Origin of the sequence: Streptomyces sp. NPDC015032 (genome assembly GCF_043080425.1) — a bacterium.
Taxonomy (GTDB): domain Bacteria; phylum Actinomycetota; class Actinomycetes; order Streptomycetales; family Streptomycetaceae; genus Streptomyces.
Genome location: NZ_JBIBVN010000020.1, coordinates 126,282 through 142,140, shown reverse-complemented (window position 1 = coordinate 142,140; position 15,859 = coordinate 126,282). Strand labels below are relative to the sequence as shown.

The 15,859-nt window shown below is 65.6% G+C and carries 13 protein-coding genes and 2 pseudogenes; 6 read left to right on the top strand and 9 right to left on the bottom strand.

Translation table 11 applies throughout. The annotated features are described in order from the left end of the window. Positions 1-91 precede the first annotated feature (91 nt). From ACF08M_RS25855 to ACF08M_RS25845, 3 genes are all read right to left on the bottom strand, one after another. Positions 92-859, bottom strand: a complete 768-nt coding sequence (locus ACF08M_RS25855) for a transporter substrate-binding domain-containing protein (RefSeq protein WP_392187646.1) — start codon at positions 857-859, stop codon at positions 92-94. 104 nt (positions 860-963) lie between these two features. Further along, complete coding sequence (locus tag ACF08M_RS25850; RefSeq protein WP_392187645.1) at positions 964-1,689, bottom strand: hypothetical protein; 726 nt, start codon at positions 1,687-1,689, stop codon at positions 964-966. Continuing rightward, a complete protein-coding gene (locus ACF08M_RS25845) occupies positions 1,689-2,030 on the bottom strand; it encodes a hypothetical protein (protein WP_392187644.1) in 342 nt (113 codons plus the stop codon). Before ACF08M_RS25845 ends, ACF08M_RS25850 begins: the two co-directional genes overlap by 1 nt. A gap of 249 nt (positions 2,031-2,279) precedes the next feature. Between ACF08M_RS25845 and ACF08M_RS25840 the strand changes: the two are divergent. Beyond that, a pseudogene (locus ACF08M_RS25840) lies at positions 2,280-3,027 on the top strand (transposase family protein); the annotation flags it as partial. A gap of 348 nt (positions 3,028-3,375) precedes the next feature. On the opposite strand, the gene ACF08M_RS25835 reads toward ACF08M_RS25840, so the two are convergent. From ACF08M_RS25835 to ACF08M_RS25820, 4 genes are read right to left on the bottom strand one after another with little or no spacing between them, the layout of a single operon-like run. Further along, positions 3,376-5,244 (bottom strand): TniQ family protein, encoded by a 1,869-nt coding sequence (locus ACF08M_RS25835; protein WP_392187643.1) that lies wholly within the window; start codon positions 5,242-5,244, stop codon positions 3,376-3,378. Between the two features lie 3 nt (positions 5,245-5,247). Beyond that, positions 5,248-6,531 (bottom strand): TniB family NTP-binding protein, encoded by a 1,284-nt coding sequence (locus tag ACF08M_RS25830; protein ID WP_392187642.1) that lies wholly within the window; start codon positions 6,529-6,531, stop codon positions 5,248-5,250. After that, entirely contained in the window at positions 6,528-8,813 is a 2,286-nt protein-coding gene (locus ACF08M_RS25825) for a transposase (protein WP_392187641.1), read from the bottom strand. Before ACF08M_RS25825 ends, ACF08M_RS25830 begins: the two co-directional genes overlap by 4 nt. Continuing rightward, complete coding sequence (locus tag ACF08M_RS25820; RefSeq protein ID WP_392187640.1) at positions 8,813-9,421, bottom strand: hypothetical protein; 609 nt, start codon at positions 9,419-9,421, stop codon at positions 8,813-8,815. The genes ACF08M_RS25825 and ACF08M_RS25820 overlap by 1 nt, the downstream gene beginning before the upstream one ends. A 418-nt stretch (positions 9,422-9,839) precedes the next feature. Here ACF08M_RS25820 and argC point away from each other — a divergent pair, with 418 nt between their 5' ends. Genes argC through ACF08M_RS25795 form a run of 5 tightly spaced genes read left to right on the top strand, consistent with a single transcriptional unit; the run spans position 9,840 to position 14,694 of the window. Further along, positions 9,840-10,868 carry an N-acetyl-gamma-glutamyl-phosphate reductase gene (gene argC, locus ACF08M_RS25815; protein WP_392187639.1) on the top strand — a complete coding sequence of 343 codons (1,029 nt, stop codon included), beginning with the start codon at positions 9,840-9,842 and terminating at the stop codon, positions 10,866-10,868. Continuing rightward, a complete protein-coding gene (gene argJ / locus ACF08M_RS25810) occupies positions 10,865-12,019 on the top strand; it encodes a bifunctional glutamate N-acetyltransferase/amino-acid acetyltransferase ArgJ (protein ID WP_392187638.1) in 1,155 nt (384 codons plus the stop codon). The genes argC and argJ overlap by 4 nt, the downstream gene beginning before the upstream one ends. Beyond that, on the top strand, positions 12,016-12,918 hold the full coding sequence (argB, locus tag ACF08M_RS25805; RefSeq protein WP_392187637.1) for an acetylglutamate kinase: 903 nt from the start codon (positions 12,016-12,018) through the stop codon (positions 12,916-12,918). The genes argJ and argB overlap by 4 nt, the downstream gene beginning before the upstream one ends. After that, complete coding sequence (locus ACF08M_RS25800; RefSeq protein WP_392187636.1) at positions 12,915-14,147, top strand: acetylornithine transaminase; 1,233 nt, start codon at positions 12,915-12,917, stop codon at positions 14,145-14,147. Before argB ends, ACF08M_RS25800 begins: the two co-directional genes overlap by 4 nt. 10 nt (positions 14,148-14,157) lie before the next feature. Further along, the gene (locus ACF08M_RS25795) at positions 14,158-14,694 is read left to right on the top strand and encodes an arginine repressor (RefSeq protein ID WP_093541137.1); all 537 of its coding nucleotides are present in this window, start codon (positions 14,158-14,160) and stop codon (positions 14,692-14,694) included. Here the strand turns inward: ACF08M_RS25795 and ACF08M_RS25790 are convergent. After that, positions 14,679-15,081: pseudogene (locus ACF08M_RS25790) on the bottom strand (hypothetical protein); the annotation flags it as partial. The gene ACF08M_RS25795 and the pseudogene ACF08M_RS25790 overlap by 16 nt on opposite strands. 23 nt (positions 15,082-15,104) lie before the next feature. Then, entirely contained in the window at positions 15,105-15,698 is a 594-nt protein-coding gene (locus tag ACF08M_RS25785; RefSeq protein ID WP_392187635.1) for a pyridoxamine 5'-phosphate oxidase family protein, read from the bottom strand. Between the last annotated feature and the right edge of the window lie 161 nt (positions 15,699-15,859).

Here is a 15,859-nt window from a genome sequence, read left to right as displayed (position 1 = left end):
CGACAGCCGGGCCACCACCATTCTCACAACCAGCCCGCAACAGAGAAACGGCCCGCCGGAGAAATCGACGGACCGTCATGCAAGATCGAGGCTAAATCCTGTCACGGCATGAGAAGCTTTCGATCAAGCCGAGCTCGGGCGCAAATTCAGATTTCCAATATTCATTACGATTCGGCCCTTCCGGAAAACTGGCTGCGAAATCCAGATCCCAATTCCCCGACTGAATGTACTTCTTCAAGTCATCTTTAATTTTGTTACACTCCTTTCGATGCCCTTTGGGGATTCCGATGCCCCAATACTGCCTTGTCCCAACCGTAGCTTGATCGTCGACTGCATACTCCGTGTGCATATCCGCGATACCATGGAGGAGTAGCTTATCCGAGAAAATAGCAAACACATCCTCGGATTTCAGCTTTCTGATGCAATCCTCGGCACTGTCACCAGGGGTAATATTGCTCGGCTTGATTGATTCTCCAATCTCTTCTGCGGAAACCGTGCCCTCCCAGGCGCAGATCTTGCGATCCTGGTACCATTCTTTGTTGCCATCGATAGCATCCTGATCCTTTTTTCGCACCAGGAAACCTTGATCGGTCAGGGCGTAAGGGCCAGCGAAGTCAACGGCGGGGCCGCCCATTTTGCCGGATAGTCGTTTGTTATTGATTGAGAACGTTGCAACAATGAGGTCGACATCACCCTCTTGGAGAGCACTCTGCCGGCTACTGGACGGCACCGGCTTCGGCTCGAACTGTCCCCCAAGTGCCTTGGCGGACATTTGGGCAACTTTGATGTCGAAGCCCTTGGGTGTTTTGTAAGATTTAACTGAAAAGCCTGTGCCTGGCTGATCGGTCTTCACGCCCACTCGTACTTTTCCCTGAGCGGGCCATTTGTCAGATCCACACGCGGAGGTGAGTGCAAGGACCACCGTCGCGCAGCAGGCCAGCGAAGCTCCTGACGTTTTCCACTTCATGGAAGCCACCACTCTTCATCACGGAATACTGCCGACTTGACGCCAAGTTTCATTTTGCAGTTCGGGCCAGCTTTGGACGTATTAATTACGGCCTCGATTTCGACATGACTTTTGGGGCCGTTCAGATTGAGTTCCACAATCTTCCCGCTCCGCACTTCGATCTTCTCTGAGCTAATTACGGCGTCATGCAGAACAGTCAATGAAACTTTCGAATTTGCATGGCACAAGTCCATGGAATTAATGTCACGAAGATCTACGCCGAAACGCAGACGCGAACGGGCGGCTTCCCCTTTGAAAGTCAGGATAAACGAATGGTCAGTCGCTCTCTGGTTATTCTCCAGCTCTGCGGAGATGCTGCCGTGGTCGTGCAGTAGTTTGTACAGGCTGGCGGCGGTCGCTGCCGCCAATACAGAGGAGGCGACCAGCCCGATGAATGCAGTCCGCCTCTTCTTGCAGGCAAACCATAGGCAGACGACGGCGAGAATGATGCAAAGACTCAGTAGAATCCCGTAGCAGACCTGCTGAGCCGGGGATGAGGGCGGCGTTCGCAGGATCCCTGTCACCACTCCGCCGATTCCGGCGGACACCAAGATTATCTGAACCCAAGGCCCACCAAACTTAATGTATTGATGACCTGAACCTCCGTGAATTGTATTCTTTCCGCCCCCCACGTCGACTTGCGTCCAATGGCGAGATGAATCGGAGGTTTCGTTATCAGTCATCAGTTGAACGTGACGTTCTGGTCACCGGAACCAACGTTCACGGCATTCTTCCCACCGTGGATATTTACCTCGGTACGGTGAGTCAGAGTTTCCAGATCGCGAGTTACGGCGTCCAGGTCTTCTGCGGGAAGCCGATTCAGCGCCACGGCCAGTCGCTGCGCACGCTCGCCATCGTCCTCACTCTCCAGAGCGCCGACCACATCGGGATCGGCATCACGGCCACGACGGCTCAGCGTGCTTCTGATCCGGCCACCGATCTGCGACCAGTCCATGCTCCCGAAGAGCCCTGCCAGCGCGTTTACACCCGCAGTTACGGCAACTACTTCAAGGTCCTCGCCCATCCTCAACTCCTATGCAAAGTAGATCCGTTGGGGACATCATAGGGCCTCGTAATACGATCTTGATCGTACGGCCTGGTTAGCCTCAAGCTGGTAATTTAATAGCATGTATGCTCGCTTGATCTGTTTGGCTTAGATTGAGCCGTTTTCAACCTGACGGGTGGTTCGCGGGTGACCCCGGCGTCGGGCATGAAGAAAGCTCCTGGTAGACGGGTTCACGACCAAGATCACCAGTCCGCCAGGAGCTTTCGCGTGCTTGTCTGCCCGTCCGGTATCGATCTGTCCAGCCGCGCCCTGCAGCACCTCTCCGGTCTCCTCGCAGGTCACCGCCGCAGGATCGGTTCCCGGTGACCTCGCCTCACCTGTGGCCGGCAGGCCCTGCTCGTCCTGGCCCAGCGCCGCGGCGACACCTACGCCCGCCTCGCAGCAGGATTCCGCATCGGAATCGCTACCGCCTACCGCTACATACGCAAGGCCGTCGACCTCCTGGCCGCCCTCGCGCCCACGCTCACTCAGGCCATGACGACCGTGCAGAAGAAGGCGTACATGATCCTCGACGGCACCGTGCTGCCCATCAACCGTATCGCTGCCGACCGCCCGTACTACTTGGGGAAGAAGAAGCACCACGGGATGAATGTGCAGGTCCTCGCGGATCCGTCCAGCCGTCTGATCTGGGCCTCGTACGCGCTACCCGGAGCCGTCCACGAGCTGACCGCGGCCCGGACCCACGGCATTCCGGCCGCCCTGACCGCCGACGACATCAAGTGCTGGGAGGACAAGGCGTACCAGGGCGCAGGTCCTGCTGTCCGCGTCCCGTTCCGGGGCAAGAATCTGCACGGGCTGACGCCGGCCTCACAATTGCGATCACACCAAGATCCGCAGCCTTGGCGAACGCGCCATGGCCACCCTCAAATACTGGCGGCTCCTACGGAAGCTCCGCTGCAGCACCACCCGGATCACCGCCGTCGTCCACGCCGTCGTTGCCCTCGAACTCGCCACCCTGACCAAGATGGAAAAGGCTCACTGCGTGGTCATTCGTTCGTCCGACCCGCTGCGCTGCGGCGTTTCCCCTGGACGCTCTTCCCATGATTGCCCCCTTGTTCTGGCGGCACAGTTCGGTCACCGCGGCGCTGAGGCCCAGCAGCCAGGCCTGTTCAATTGACTGAGTTCAGGGGGACAGCAGGCTGCTGCGGTTCATACACAGTCCGCGATCGAGCGTCCCGTAAGCGGGGTGACCTCCAGCGCGCAAAGACACAGTGGTCGGGGCCGGCGTGAATCCCGAAGGACAACCCGATGTGTTCGAGTGGAAATCCCTCGCCTGGGGAGGCGGTATCCGATGGCCGCTTGACTACTGAGGATGTGCCACCGGCGAGTGCGGAAGGGTAATGCAGGTGCCTGCGTCGATTTCCTGGGCGAGTTGTTGGGCATACGCCGTGAGCATTTTGCGTAGGTCGGCATAGTGACGCATCGGATCGGGGCGGGTGAACTGGAACCATATTGTGTTTCGACGCCCGGCCCATTGCTGCTGGACTTCGGCAGGTTGCGCGGATTCCAGCGGGTGTGGAGCGAATACGTGCTCGCCCTGTGTGACGAGAGTCCAGACGAAGGTAGATGCCGCTTGTCGCTTGCGGTCGCCGAAGTCGACACGGGTGGAATAGGGGGACCGAGGGAGATCGCTGATGAGCGCATCCCAGTCATCGACGCTGAGGACCCAATCGTGAAGCGCTTGTCGCCTGCGTCGGTAGTCAGTTGGCGGTCGACGTGGAGTTTGCAGTTCTGAGGCCGGAGCACGGAGAGCTCTGTCAAACTCAACGGGGTCGCATCCGGCCCGCAGCCAGCGCCGGGCATCGCCGTGGGCCGCGAAGTGTGCCTGGGTGGATGTGATCCCGAGGAATGACGCTGCCTCGTCCTGGGAGCCGCCCATGGCCCACTGGACGAGGCGGACGGCGGCTGTTCTTCGCACGGTCTTGGGCGCGGAGCCTGCGCAACTGGCGAAATGACGCTGGTACCAGTCCAGCTCCAGGAATGCCGGGATGTGCTCGGCCCGGTAGACGGTTCGCAGCGGTGCTCGAATGCCTCGGGGGCCGTTGACTCGGCGAAAAGAGCGGGTGACGGGCTCGCTGGCCTGTCGGAGTCGCTCGGAACAGGCGTCCTCGTGCCGGTCGAAGACGAGAGCCCAAGGCGTGCGGCTCGGACGGTCCTTGAAGGCGGCAATGACGAAGTCAGAGAGTATTTCGGGGAGATCGTCTCTCGAAAGTAGGCGGTCTGCGGCCATCAGGAGAGCTCCGCAGGCGATGGCATCACGCGGTGGCGCGTCGCGGACCCGTTGGTATAGGCCCTTGCCTGTATCACCATGCAGTGTCCGGGAGTACAAGTCGATCCGCTCAGCGGCGTCGGTGTCGAAGAGGTGCCAACCCTGCGGCCAGGTGGTGCTGATTAACGCGGCGGCAAGTCGGAGGTCGGTGAAGTACTCGGACGCGTCCGTTGCCGAAGCCGGCGCGGTCAGGCGGTCAAGGAGGGTCTGCTGGAAGCGGAGAGTGTCCGCTGACGGTTGTGGCTGGGCAGTGGCGGGCTGGGTAAACAGCTGGTCGAGTCGACCGCCGCAGGCGCGGGACTTCCTCTTCTGTGTCTGGGCGTCGATAGTCCATCGGCATTGCGCTGGATGCAGAGTGTGATCGTTGGCCCGCTGGATCAAGTGGCTTGGTGTGTCGTGGGGCTGGCCACAGCTTGGGCAGCCGACTTCCAGGTAGGTCCGATGCTTGATACAGGTGAAGACGACGGGTAGGTGCCAGAGCTTGTGCCAGGGACCGCCGTGTACTTGTTGGGCTGGAGTGCCGTCACCCGCCAGGCAGGAGGGACAGAACCGGGGCGAGCCGACGAAGAGCCATGCGTCGAGCCTCGTCTGATGTCCCGGGCCTGGCGTGGACCGGGCGATCGGCAGGTACCGGTCCCGCCACTGTGCCAGCGTCAGTGCCGAGACTTCCTCAACCGTCTGCCGCGTCAGGCGGGCGAATGCTTCGGCCTGCTGCCTAGGGAGGTCCAGCAGCAGGCTGCTCGGGACGTGATGCGTGTGAGCGCGCTCGGCCCAGATCGCCGCACGGATCAGATCCAGAGGCGAAAGGCTGAGGCGGTGTCCAAGCCGAAGCAGGTAGCTGACCATGGATTCCCCTGATAGTGGTTCAAGGCTCCTGGGCAGCGGGTCGGTGGTTCGTCTCATCTGTCACCCCGCCGCATCGGCTTGGGGGCCGGGGTCATCGAAAACGGTGTTACGGGACCGCTTCGCCCGCGGGCTCTTTCTCTTGGTGGTCGATGGGTCGACCGGGATCACTGGCTCGTCAGGCGGCTGCTCGGGCTCGTCCCGACGGAGCACGATCTCGTCCAGCAGGTTTTCGTTGATCAGTTCCTTCCCGGACTCCATAGCCTCATAAGCGCCGTCCTCCAGCAGGCGTCCCAGCAGGCCGACGACGCCACCGGTGCGACGCATCAGGTACTCCGGCATAGCTCCGCCGGTGAGCATGCCCTCCTTCGCATTGAAGAGCCGCAGATGCCGCTCGATGCCCGCCAAGTGGTCGACGAATGCCTGGATCTGCTTCGGTGTGGTGTAGCGGAAACGGTCGATCTCGATGAGCTCGAAGCGGTGTTCTGTTTGAGTGATCTCCAGGCCGTGGATGCGGGTCGATTCCAGCTGCGGCATCTCCCACTGCCGGGTCTTCTTGTTCCACTTGGCCTCGCGCAGCAGGCCAATACCGGAGATGTTGACGCCGATCAGGATCAGAGTGACGTCCAGGCTCATGAACGCCCGGATCAGGTCAAGCACGTCCTGGTCATCGGCTCTGTGCATCCGCAGCCGACTGATGTCGTCCAGAATCAGCACTTTGACGCCATGGTCGTGGATGGAGTCCGCGACCTGTCGTACCAGTTCCGGCAGTCCGGCCGCCTTGCGGATTGGGGCACGGAAGAATCCCAGGATTGACGCGCAAAGACTCTTCGGGGTCGCTGTCACTGGGGTCGAGACGTACACGACCGGCGCGTGGAGATCACGCGTGCCTGGCAGGGACGCGGGGTTGAGACTGCCGTGCAGTTTCAACCACTGATCTTCGAAGACGGCCCCGGCGGCGCAGACGGACGCGGTCTTGCCGTAGTTGCCCCAACCGCCCACCATGACGCCAGCGCGCGTTGGGTCATCCTTTTTCCTCGTGTTGCTGCTCAACCGGCGCCGGATCAGCTTGCCGGCCTTGTCGTGCATGGAAGTGACCTGTAGCGGCAGATTCGCGTTCGTCAGCTCGCGGTAGAGGTCGTAGTCGTACTGACGGCTGGCGGGGATCCTTAACCACTGTTGCGACGAGATCGCCTGAGCTGGGACAAGCCGGCCGTAGTGGGCGCGATAGTGCTGCCAGCCGACGTAAGTGTCGCGGGGAGGGTGGCTGCTTAGGATCAACTCGGCGATCCTGGCTCGTGAAGGCAGGCCCTCCAATAGCGCGTCGTGAGAGGGAGTTCGGGTCATGAGTTTTCCTCTCGCCCGGTCGTTTCGGCCTCCGAGATATCAGGTGGTGGAAGTCGGAACATGGGGCGCCGGTTGAGGGCCTCGTGCAGTGTTGCCGGGGCGACTGGCCTGGTGTCGGCCAGAGCTTCTTCACGTCGTCGGTGGCGATCGGCATCCACGGCGCGGTCTATCGTGCGAGCGTGCTCAGCCCACGCTGCAGGCAGCTCGGCTGGAGGCGGCTCCTCTGCAGGGGCCGGTGCGGTGACGCGGTCGCCCGCCGCAGCCTGTGCGCGGGTGATCTCACGGGCCTGGGTGACGCGCTGCTTCTTCCCGGCCCTCTTCTTGGCCTGGCTGGGCCATTGGTCGACGGGAGTGACCGAGCCGAGGATCTCCAACAGATGTTCCAAGAGCTCGCTCTCGGAGTGGATCCTGATGCGGTTCGCCTTCACGTGTGCCAGGAGGTCATTGGCGGTCTTGTCCGAGAAGGCGGGGACCTCGCCTTCGGGTGGCAGTCCTCGCCAGCGCAGGATGTGCCAGGTCTCGTGGTCGGTCGGGTCCTGGAAGAACGTCTGTCGGCGGTCCCTTCGGTCACTACGAACCACCCATTGCCCCGCGTGTTTGCCGCCTCGGGAGGAGGGCTGTAGGAAGCGCGGCTCGTCCAGGACCGGGTGGTGATACCAGAGCCCGAGGATCTTCACTCCGCGTCGCGGATGGATCTTCACGTGGTGCTTGCGCAAGACCTTGTAGTAGAAGCCCGGTTCGGGGAAGTCCAGATCGAAGCCGCCCTGTTCCATCGCCGCGACGAACAAGGTGTTGGGGCTGTGATCTTCCTCAGGCGCCCAGCTTGGGGCGTATTCGCCTAGTTTTCTGTTCTGCCAGATCTGGACAATCCAGGTTGCGATGACGTGCTCGGCTTGTGTGAGCGTGAGGCTCGCGTCGCGTTCCGGGTCGGCTCCGCGATCCGCGACATCGCCACCGGTGAAGCCCAGCAAGTGCTCGAAGAGCATGGTCTGGATGGTGTGGAACTGGCGCTCGACCGCATATTTGTCGGTCTGCCGCAGGACGCGGGCGGGCAGGATCCGGCAGCCGATCTCCCGTTCAGCTTCCACCAGGTCGTGGTTCTTATAGGGGCCGCCGTGGTCGGTGGTGACCGTCTCCGGAGCGAAGAACGGCAGAGCGGCGACCTTATGCCCGGTGAACTCGGCGATCACGTCTGCCGGGACTCCGGCGTAGGGCCATTCCATATCCTCGCCCCAACCGTCTCGCATCGGCAGCGGCAGCATCACGTCCCGCAGCAGCATCGCGATGTCGACCGAGGTGTCGGACTGCAGCGTGAGACGGAAGGCCGGCAGCCCATGCGTGTAGAGATCGAGTGCGAGGGTCAGCGTCGCGGTGATCGCATCGCCGAACACCGTCTCACGCAGCTTCACCGGCATCGGGGTCGAGTCCAGCACCAGAACCTGGCCCGGCCGGTGGACCACCATCCGGCCAGCAACCCCGGCCTCCGCGGCGGCCTCAGCCGTGCGCCCGTAACGCGGCCGGGCCCCGCCAGGCCCGAACCACTCCTCCCAGACGGCCGCGAACGTCCAGCGGGAAGGGATCTTCGCGGTGGGAAACGTCGGGAACCGTTCACTCATGTACTGGTGCATCAACCGGTGCCGGGCAGCCAGACTCAGGCGGGCGCGTTCGCCACATTCGGCCTTAACGGCGAAGATCGCCTCCCGGACCTCCTTCGTGATACTCCGGTGCCCGCTGCGTCGCCGTGTCCAGCGCCCGTCCGCGCAGGCCAGCAGGAGGCTGTCGCCTGCCAGTCCTGACAGACGTACTAGCGTCCGGTAACTGAGGTGCTGCAGGCCGAGCCGGACCGCCTCCGGACGGGGCATCGCCTCTATCTCCGCAGCCTTCGTGTACCGACGCTGGGTCAGCGTCGTGTGGGCCGGGTCGTAGGCTGGCCGGGGCTCACCCTTCATGGCCCGAGCCGGGTGGCCCTCCCGGAACCCCGTTTCAACTTCCAGTACGTGCGCAGCCCGCAGCCGGGCCCGCTCCAACTGGTCCTTGGTCAGGTCTGCCAGTGTCCTCGGCTGCCGGGCGGCCGACGACGGGCGTCTCGCCTCGACTGTCCGAAGAAGCCGCAGGTCAGCATGATTGATGAGCCAGCGGAACGAGCGAGTCTCCGCACGACCGTCGTCATCCACGAGGACGAGCCGGCCGAGTTGGCCGTGAACGTCTTCAACCGTCCACTCGACGCCATTGAGCGCGAGCCGCCTGCCCGGCGCGATCTGCAAGAACCCCCTCGCTGCCATCACAGCGCCCAGATCAGCGAGCTGTCGCGCAAAGGACTGCCCAGGTCAACGCCGAGCTCGCGTTGCCACAGCAGCCGGACGATGTTCGCCCGGCCAACAGAAGGCACGCTGGTCGCGTCCGCCAGCTCGAAGAACGTCATCGCACGCCCCTGCTGCCCGCTGATAGTGGTGAGCAGCTGCTCGCGCATGCCGAGCAGGTCCCTCGTCGGCCGCCGGCGGGAGGATAGGTGATCAAGGACGCTCCAGACATGTGGTCGCCAGCCCGCGACCACTGAGTACCGCCAGCCACAGGCGGCCGCCACTTCCCTGGCTGCCGCGAACTTCAGCGCGTCCTCTTCCTTGATCAGCTCCATCGGACGGACGTCCAGCAGCCACATCCCGCCGCCGATCACAGCCAGAAAGTCCGGGATGTGCCAGGCATGACCGCTCGCATGCTCGAAGTCCAGCCGGAACGGCTGCGACAGCACCTCCGATGCCCTCAGGAAGTCCAGCGCGACCAGCAGGCGCATCTCCTCCAACGACTCGAAGCCGTGCTGTCGGCCTGTTGAAGCCATCACCTCAAGCCCGGGGCGATGCCGTTGCTTCGCCCGCCACGTGAACCCCCGCATCGGGCGGGACGACAGCACCGGTACGTGAGACATATCCCGGATTGGCCAACAGACCTTGCCATCGCCCACCTGCCATGTCGAGCTCCACCGACGTACCCAGTTATCGCTGAGCCTCAGCCGATCCCGCAGCCCGGCGTCCCCGTCGTACGCCAGGACAAGCTGATCTAGATGACTTGAATCCGATGGGATCTTCGCAACCGTTGCCTCGCTCACTCACCCAGAGGAGCATCACTCGACCAGCACGGCGGCCACTTCATCGATACTGACCACAACGCAGCGTTACGGGACCAAGATTTGCCAACTAACGCGCTCCATGTGCCAAGTAAAAGTCTCGGTCACACGAAGCCTTCACCCCGCGAGATCTTTGCATAAAAGTGCAGGGTTGCGTATAGTCATGCCATCGACAAGGAGGATTTCGATGGTGGTACGCGCAGCAGTGGCAGGGGCGAGCGGATACGCCGGCGGGGAACTGCTCCGTCTCCTGCTGGTCCATCCCCAGGTCGAGATCGGGGCCCTCACCGCCAACTCCAGCGCGGGGCAGCGGCTCGGTGCGCTGCAACCGCATCTGCGGCCGCTTGCCGACCGGGTGCTTCAGCCGACCACGGCCGAGGTCCTCGCCGGCCATGATGTCGTCTTCCTCGCCCTTCCGCACGGGCAGTCCGCCGCCGTCGCCGAGCAGCTCGGTGACGGGGCGCTCGTCGTGGACATGGGTGCCGACTTCCGGCTCGTCGACGCCGCGGACTGGGAGAAGTTCTACGGCTCACCGCACGCCGGGACCTGGCCCTACGGACTGCCCGAACTCCCGGGCGGGCGCTCGGCGCTGGCAGGGGCCAAGCGTATCGCGGTGCCCGGCTGCTACCCGACCGCCGTCTCGCTCGCGCTCTTCCCGGCGTACGCCTCCCAGCTGGCCGAGCCCGAGGCCGTGATCGTCGCCGCATCCGGTACGTCGGGGGCGGGCAAGGCGGCCAAGCCGCATCTGCTCGGCTCCGAGGTGATGGGCAACATGTCCCCGTACGGCGTCGGCGGGGTCCACCGGCACACCCCCGAGATGATCCAGAACCTCAGCGCGGCGGCCGGCGAACCGGTCACCGTCTCCTTCACGCCGACCCTGGCGCCGATGCCCCGCGGCATCCTCGCCACGTGCAGCGCGAAGGCGAAGCCGGGCGTGAGCGCCGAGTCGGTCCGCAGCGCGTACGAGAAGACGTTCGCCGACGAGCCGTTCGTCGACCTGCTCCCGGAGGGGCAGTGGCCCGCCACGGCCTCCGTCGTCGGGTCCAACGCCGTACAGATCCAGGTCGCGTACGACGAGGCGGCGGGCCGGATCGTCGTCGTCAGCGCCATCGACAACCTTGCCAAGGGCACCGCCGGCGGTGCCCTGCAGAGCATGAACATCGCCCTCGGACTCCCCGAGGACACAGGTCTTTCCACGATCGGAGTCGCACCGTGAGTGTCACGGCAGCACAGGGGTTCTCCGCGGCGGGCATCGCCGCGGGAATCAAGGAGAGCGGTAGCCCGGACCTGGCCCTCGTGGTCAACAACGGTCCGCGTCGCGCCGCCGCGGGCGTCTTCACCTCCAACCGTGTCAAGGCCGCCCCCGTCCTCTGGTCGGAGCAGGTACTCAAGGGCGGCGAGGTCGGCGTCGTCGTACTCAACTCCGGCGGTGCCAACGCCTGTACGGGTCCGCAGGGCTTCCAGGACACCCACGCCACCGCCGAGAAGGCCGCCGAGGTCCTCACCGGTCACAGCGCGGGCGAGATCGCGGTCGCCTCGACCGGGCTGATCGGAACCCTGCTCCCGATGGACAAGCTGCTGCCCGGCATCGAGGCCGCGGCCGCCGCACTGAGCGAACACGGCGGCGAGAAGGCCGCCATCGCGATCAAGACCACCGACACCGTTCACAAGACCGCCGTCGCGGGCGGCGAGGGCTGGACCGTCGGCGGCATGGCCAAGGGCGCGGGCATGCTCGCCCCGGGCCTCGCCACCATGCTGGTCGTCCTCACCACCGACGCCGACGTCGATGCTCCGGCGCTGGACACCGCGCTGCGCGCCGCCACCCGCACCACCTTCGACCGGGTCGACTCCGACGGCTGCATGTCGACCAACGACACCGTGCTGCTGCTGGCCTCCGGCGCCAGCGGAATCACCCCGGAACAGGGCGAGTTCGCCGAGGCCGTACGGACCGTCTGCGCCGACCTCGCCCGGCAGCTCATCGGTGACGCCGAGGGCGCCTCCAAGGACATCCGGATCGAGGTCGTCAACGCCGCGACCGAGGACGACGCCGTCGAGGTGGGCCGCTCCATCGCCCGCAACAACCTCCTCAAGTGCGCCATCCACGGCGAGGACCCCAACTGGGGCCGCGTGCTGTCCGCGATCGGTACGACGAAGGCCGCCTTCGAGCCGGACCAGCTGAACGTCGCCATCAACGGCGTATGGGTCTGCAAGAACGGCGGCGTCGGTGAGGACCGCGACCTGGTCGACATGCGCTACCGGGAAGTGAAGATCACCGCCGACCTGGCCGCCGGCACCGAGTCGGCCGTCATCTGGGCCAACGACCTCACCGCCGACTACGTCCACGAGAACAGCGCGTACAGCTCATGACCACGGCGCGGAAGCACACCGCACTCCCGAAGGCGCAGATCCTCATCGAGGCGCTGCCCTGGCTGACCCGGCACAACGGCAAGACCGTGGTCATCAAGTTCGGCGGCAACGCCATGATCGACGAGGACCTGAAGGCGGCCTTCGCCCAGGACGTCGTCTTCCTGCGGCAGGCCGGCCTCAAGCCCGTCGTCGTGCACGGCGGAGGCCCGCAGATCAGTGCCCAGCTCGACAAGCAGGGCCTGGTCAGCGAGTTCAAGGCCGGTCTGCGCGTCACCACGCCCGAGGCGATGGACGTCGTACGGATGGTGCTGGCCGGACAGGTGCAGCGCGAGCTCGTCGGCCTGCTCAACCGGCACGGCCCGCTCGCCGTCGGCCTGACCGGCGAGGACGCCCACACGATCACCGCCACCCGGCACCGGCCGACCATCGACGGCGAGCTCGTCGACATCGGCCGGGTCGGCGAGATCACCGCCATCGACACCGGAGCCGTCCAGGCGCTGCTGGACGACGGCCGGATCCCGGTCGTCTCCTCCGTCGCACGCTCGGCCGACGACAACCACGTCTACAACGTCAACGCCGACACCGCGGCCGCCGCACTCGCCGCCGCGCTGAACGCCGAGACGCTGATGGTCCTCACCGATGTCGAGGGCCTCTACGAGGACTGGCCCAACAGCGACGACGTGATCAGCCGTCTCACCGCCACCGAGCTGGAGAAGCTGCTGCCCGAGCTGTCCAGTGGCATGGTGCCGAAGATGCAGGGCTGCCTGCACGCCGTACGCAACGGCGTGGAGACCGCCCGTGTCATCGACGGCCGGGTCCAGCACTCGATCCTGCTGGAGATCTTCACCGACGAAGGAATCGGCACGATGGTCGTGCCGGACGCACAGGGGGAGTCATGAGCAACCAGGAGCTCTCACAGCGCTGGCAGCACGCGCTGATGGACAACTACGGCACCCCGCAACTGTCCCTCGTCCGCGGCGAGGGCGCCCATGTGTGGGACGCGGACGGCACCGAATACCTCGACTTCGTCGGCGGTATCGCGGTGAACGCGCTGGGCCATGCCCACCCCGCCGTCATCGAGGCCGTCTCCACCCAGATCGCCTCCCTCGGCCATGTCTCCAACCTCTTCATCGCACCGCAGCCCGTCGCGCTCGCCGAACGGCTGCTCCAGCTCTTCGGCCGCGACGGCCGGGTCTACTTCGCCAACTCGGGCGGTGAGGCCAACGAGGCGGCCTTCAAGATCGGCCGGCTGACCGGACGGCCCCACATGGTCGCCACCGGCGGCGGCTTCCACGGCCGGACCATGGGCGCACTCGCGCTCACCGGCCAGCCCGGGAAGCGCGAGCCCTTCGAGCCGCTGCCCGGCGATGTCACCCATGTCCCGTACGGGGATGCCGAGGCGCTGCGGGCCGCCGTGACCACCGACACCGCGCTGGTGATCATCGAGCCCATCCAGGGCGAGAACGGCGTGGTCGTGCCGCCCAAGGGCTACCTGGAGGCCGCCCGCGAGATCACCCGGGCCACCGGCACCCTGCTCGTCCTCGACGAGGTGCAGACCGGTATCGGCCGCTGCGGGCACTGGTTCGAGCACCAGGCCCACCAGGGCGTCGACCCCGACATCGTCACCCTCGCCAAGGGACTCGGCGGTGGACTGCCGCTCGGCGCGACCGTCGCCTTCGGCCCGGCGGCCGATCTGCTGAAGCCGGGCCAGCACGGCACGACGTTCGGCGGCAACCCGATCGCCTGCGCCGCCGGCCTCGCTGTCCTGGACACCCTGGCGGCCGACGGCGCGCTGGACCGGGTGAAGCGGCTCGGTGAGAGGATCAGGAACGGTGTGGAAGCACTGGGGCACCCTCTGGTCTCCCATGTCCGCGGCTCCGGTCTGCTCCTGGGTATCGTGCTCACCGAGCCCCTCGCGCCCCAGGCGCAACAGGCGGCTCAGAGAGCCGGAATCCTGGTGAACGCACCCGCCCCCGATGTCCTGCGGCTGATGCCGCCGCTGATCATCGGTGACACGGAGGTGGACGCGTTCCTCCGGGTGCTGCCCGGCGCTCTCGACGCGGCAGAAGCAGCAGAAGCAGCAAGAACAGCAAAAACAGCAGAAGGGGACGGGCGATCCGCAGAATGAGGCGACGACGATGACCGAGGCGCAGGAGACCGAGCACGGCGGGCCGTCCGTGCCGCAGACCCGCACCGCACGCCACCGCCGGATCGTGGACATCCTGAACCGGCAGCCGGTGCGCTCGCAGAGCCAGCTGGCCAAGCTCCTCGCCGACGACGGGCTGAGCGTCACCCAGGCGACGCTCTCCCGTGATCTGGACGAGCTGGGCGCGGTGAAGATCCGCAACACCGGCGGCGAGCTGATCTACGCGGTGCCGAGCGAGGGCGGATTCCGCACCCCGCAGGCACCGTTGGGCGGGTCCGCGAAGGAGGAGCGGATGCGGCGCCTCTCCGCCGAGCTGCTCATCTCGGCGGAGGCATCGGCCAACCTCGTGGTGCTGCGCACTCCTCCGGGCGCGGCCCAGTTCCTCGCCTCGGCCATCGACCAGGCCGAACTGCACGACATCCTCGGCACCATCGCGGGTGACGACACCCTCATGCTGATCAGCCGTGACCCGGCGGGCGGCCAGGCGCTCGCCGACCATCTGCTGCGGCTGGCTCAGAACGAACGCTGAGCGGGCCGGAGTTGTCCGGGGCCGTCAGCAGCGGTGATCGCGGTCGGGCCCGAACGGGTCCGGTCGCGACGTGCGGACGGTGGGCCGGATCCGCCCAGTGGAGAATCCGGTCCATCGCGGCCGCCGGTACGGACACGCAACCGGCGGTCGCGTCACGGCCGTTGACGTGGAGGAAGATCCCGGTGCCACGCCCCCGTACAGGGCGTTCGTACGTGAACCCGATGACGAGGGCGCGGGCGTGCTGCGTCGGATGGCGATCGGATGCTCCGCCTCGCCCGCCCGGCAGTCCGCGGGCCGCGGTTCCACCCGGCGGTTGCGGGCCCGCGCCCCAAGGTCCTCGCACCACCACGACCGGCTGTTGACCCGGCGGTACGGATGGACGGTGCCGCCTTGGCTCAATATCCCGCGTCTCATTCCGTGCGAGGCATGGCCGGGAGCGGGAGCGGCAGTCCCGGCAGCCCGTCGATGCTCGTCGCGACGTGCTCCTTCTTCTCGAAGTAGACACTGAGCGACGCATCGTCCTCGCGGGCGAAGCGCTGGGCGTGCAGTGGCCGGTCCTCGTCGTACGACATGAAGGGCACGGCGAATCCGCAGGTGTCCCGGATCAGCTCGGCCCTCACCACGATGACGGCGCGCAGCCCGTGGGGGCCGTGGTCCACATCGGGGAAGTGGCCGAGCAGCGGGCCGAACCGCGGATCGTCACGGAAGACCGGCTCGCCGCGGCCGTGCACCCGCACGATGTTCGGCGGCCCCTGGAAGGCGCACCACATCAGCGTGATGCGGCCGTTCTCGCGGAGGTGGGCGACCGTCTCGGCATTGCTGCCCGCGAAGTCCAAATAGGCCACGGTGAGCTCGTCGATGACGGCGAACGAGCCGCTGACGCCCTTGGGGGAGAGATTCACCGTGCCCTCGCCGTCCAGAGGCGCGGTCGCCGTGAAGAAGATGCGTTGCTCTTCGATGAAGGTCCTGATCCGTCCGTCGATTCGCTCGTACGTTTTTCCCATGGCGGCCATTGTTGTCGCCGACTCCGGTGACGGACAGGCCATTTCGACGGGTGGGACATCGGTGCGGGTCTGCTGCCGGAAGCAGCCGCCGAGCCGCCCGAGCCGCCGAGCCGCCGAGCCGCCCGAGCCGCCGAGTGCACCGCCGCGGCCAGTGCCGCGCG

Bases quoted from the DNA above. Each gene is read 5' to 3' on its own strand.
- ACF08M_RS25850 (WP_392187645.1), bottom strand. From the start codon at position 1,689: ATGACTGATAACGAAACCTCCGATTCATCTCGCCATTGGACGCAAGTC.
- ACF08M_RS25845 (WP_392187644.1), bottom strand. From the start codon at position 2,030: ATGGGCGAGGACCTTGAAGTAGTTGCCGTAACTGCGGGTGTAAACGCG.
- ACF08M_RS25835 (WP_392187643.1), bottom strand. From the start codon at position 5,244: ATGAGACGAACCACCGACCCGCTGCCCAGGAGCCTTGAACCACTATCA.
- ACF08M_RS25830 (WP_392187642.1), bottom strand. From the start codon at position 6,531: ATGACCCGAACTCCCTCTCACGACGCGCTATTGGAGGGCCTGCCTTCA.
- ACF08M_RS25825 (WP_392187641.1), bottom strand. From the start codon at position 8,813: ATGGCAGCGAGGGGGTTCTTGCAGATCGCGCCGGGCAGGCGGCTCGCG.
- ACF08M_RS25820 (WP_392187640.1), bottom strand. From the start codon at position 9,421: ATGCGGGGGTTCACGTGGCGGGCGAAGCAACGGCATCGCCCCGGGCTT.
- argC (WP_392187639.1), top strand. From the start codon at position 9,840: ATGGTGGTACGCGCAGCAGTGGCAGGGGCGAGCGGATACGCCGGCGGG.
- argB (WP_392187637.1), top strand. From the start codon at position 12,016: ATGACCACGGCGCGGAAGCACACCGCACTCCCGAAGGCGCAGATCCTC.
- ACF08M_RS25800 (WP_392187636.1), top strand. From the start codon at position 12,915: ATGAGCAACCAGGAGCTCTCACAGCGCTGGCAGCACGCGCTGATGGAC.
- ACF08M_RS25795 (WP_093541137.1), top strand. From the start codon at position 14,158: ATGACCGAGGCGCAGGAGACCGAGCACGGCGGGCCGTCCGTGCCGCAG.
- ACF08M_RS25785 (WP_392187635.1), bottom strand. From the start codon at position 15,698: ATGGGAAAAACGTACGAGCGAATCGACGGACGGATCAGGACCTTCATC.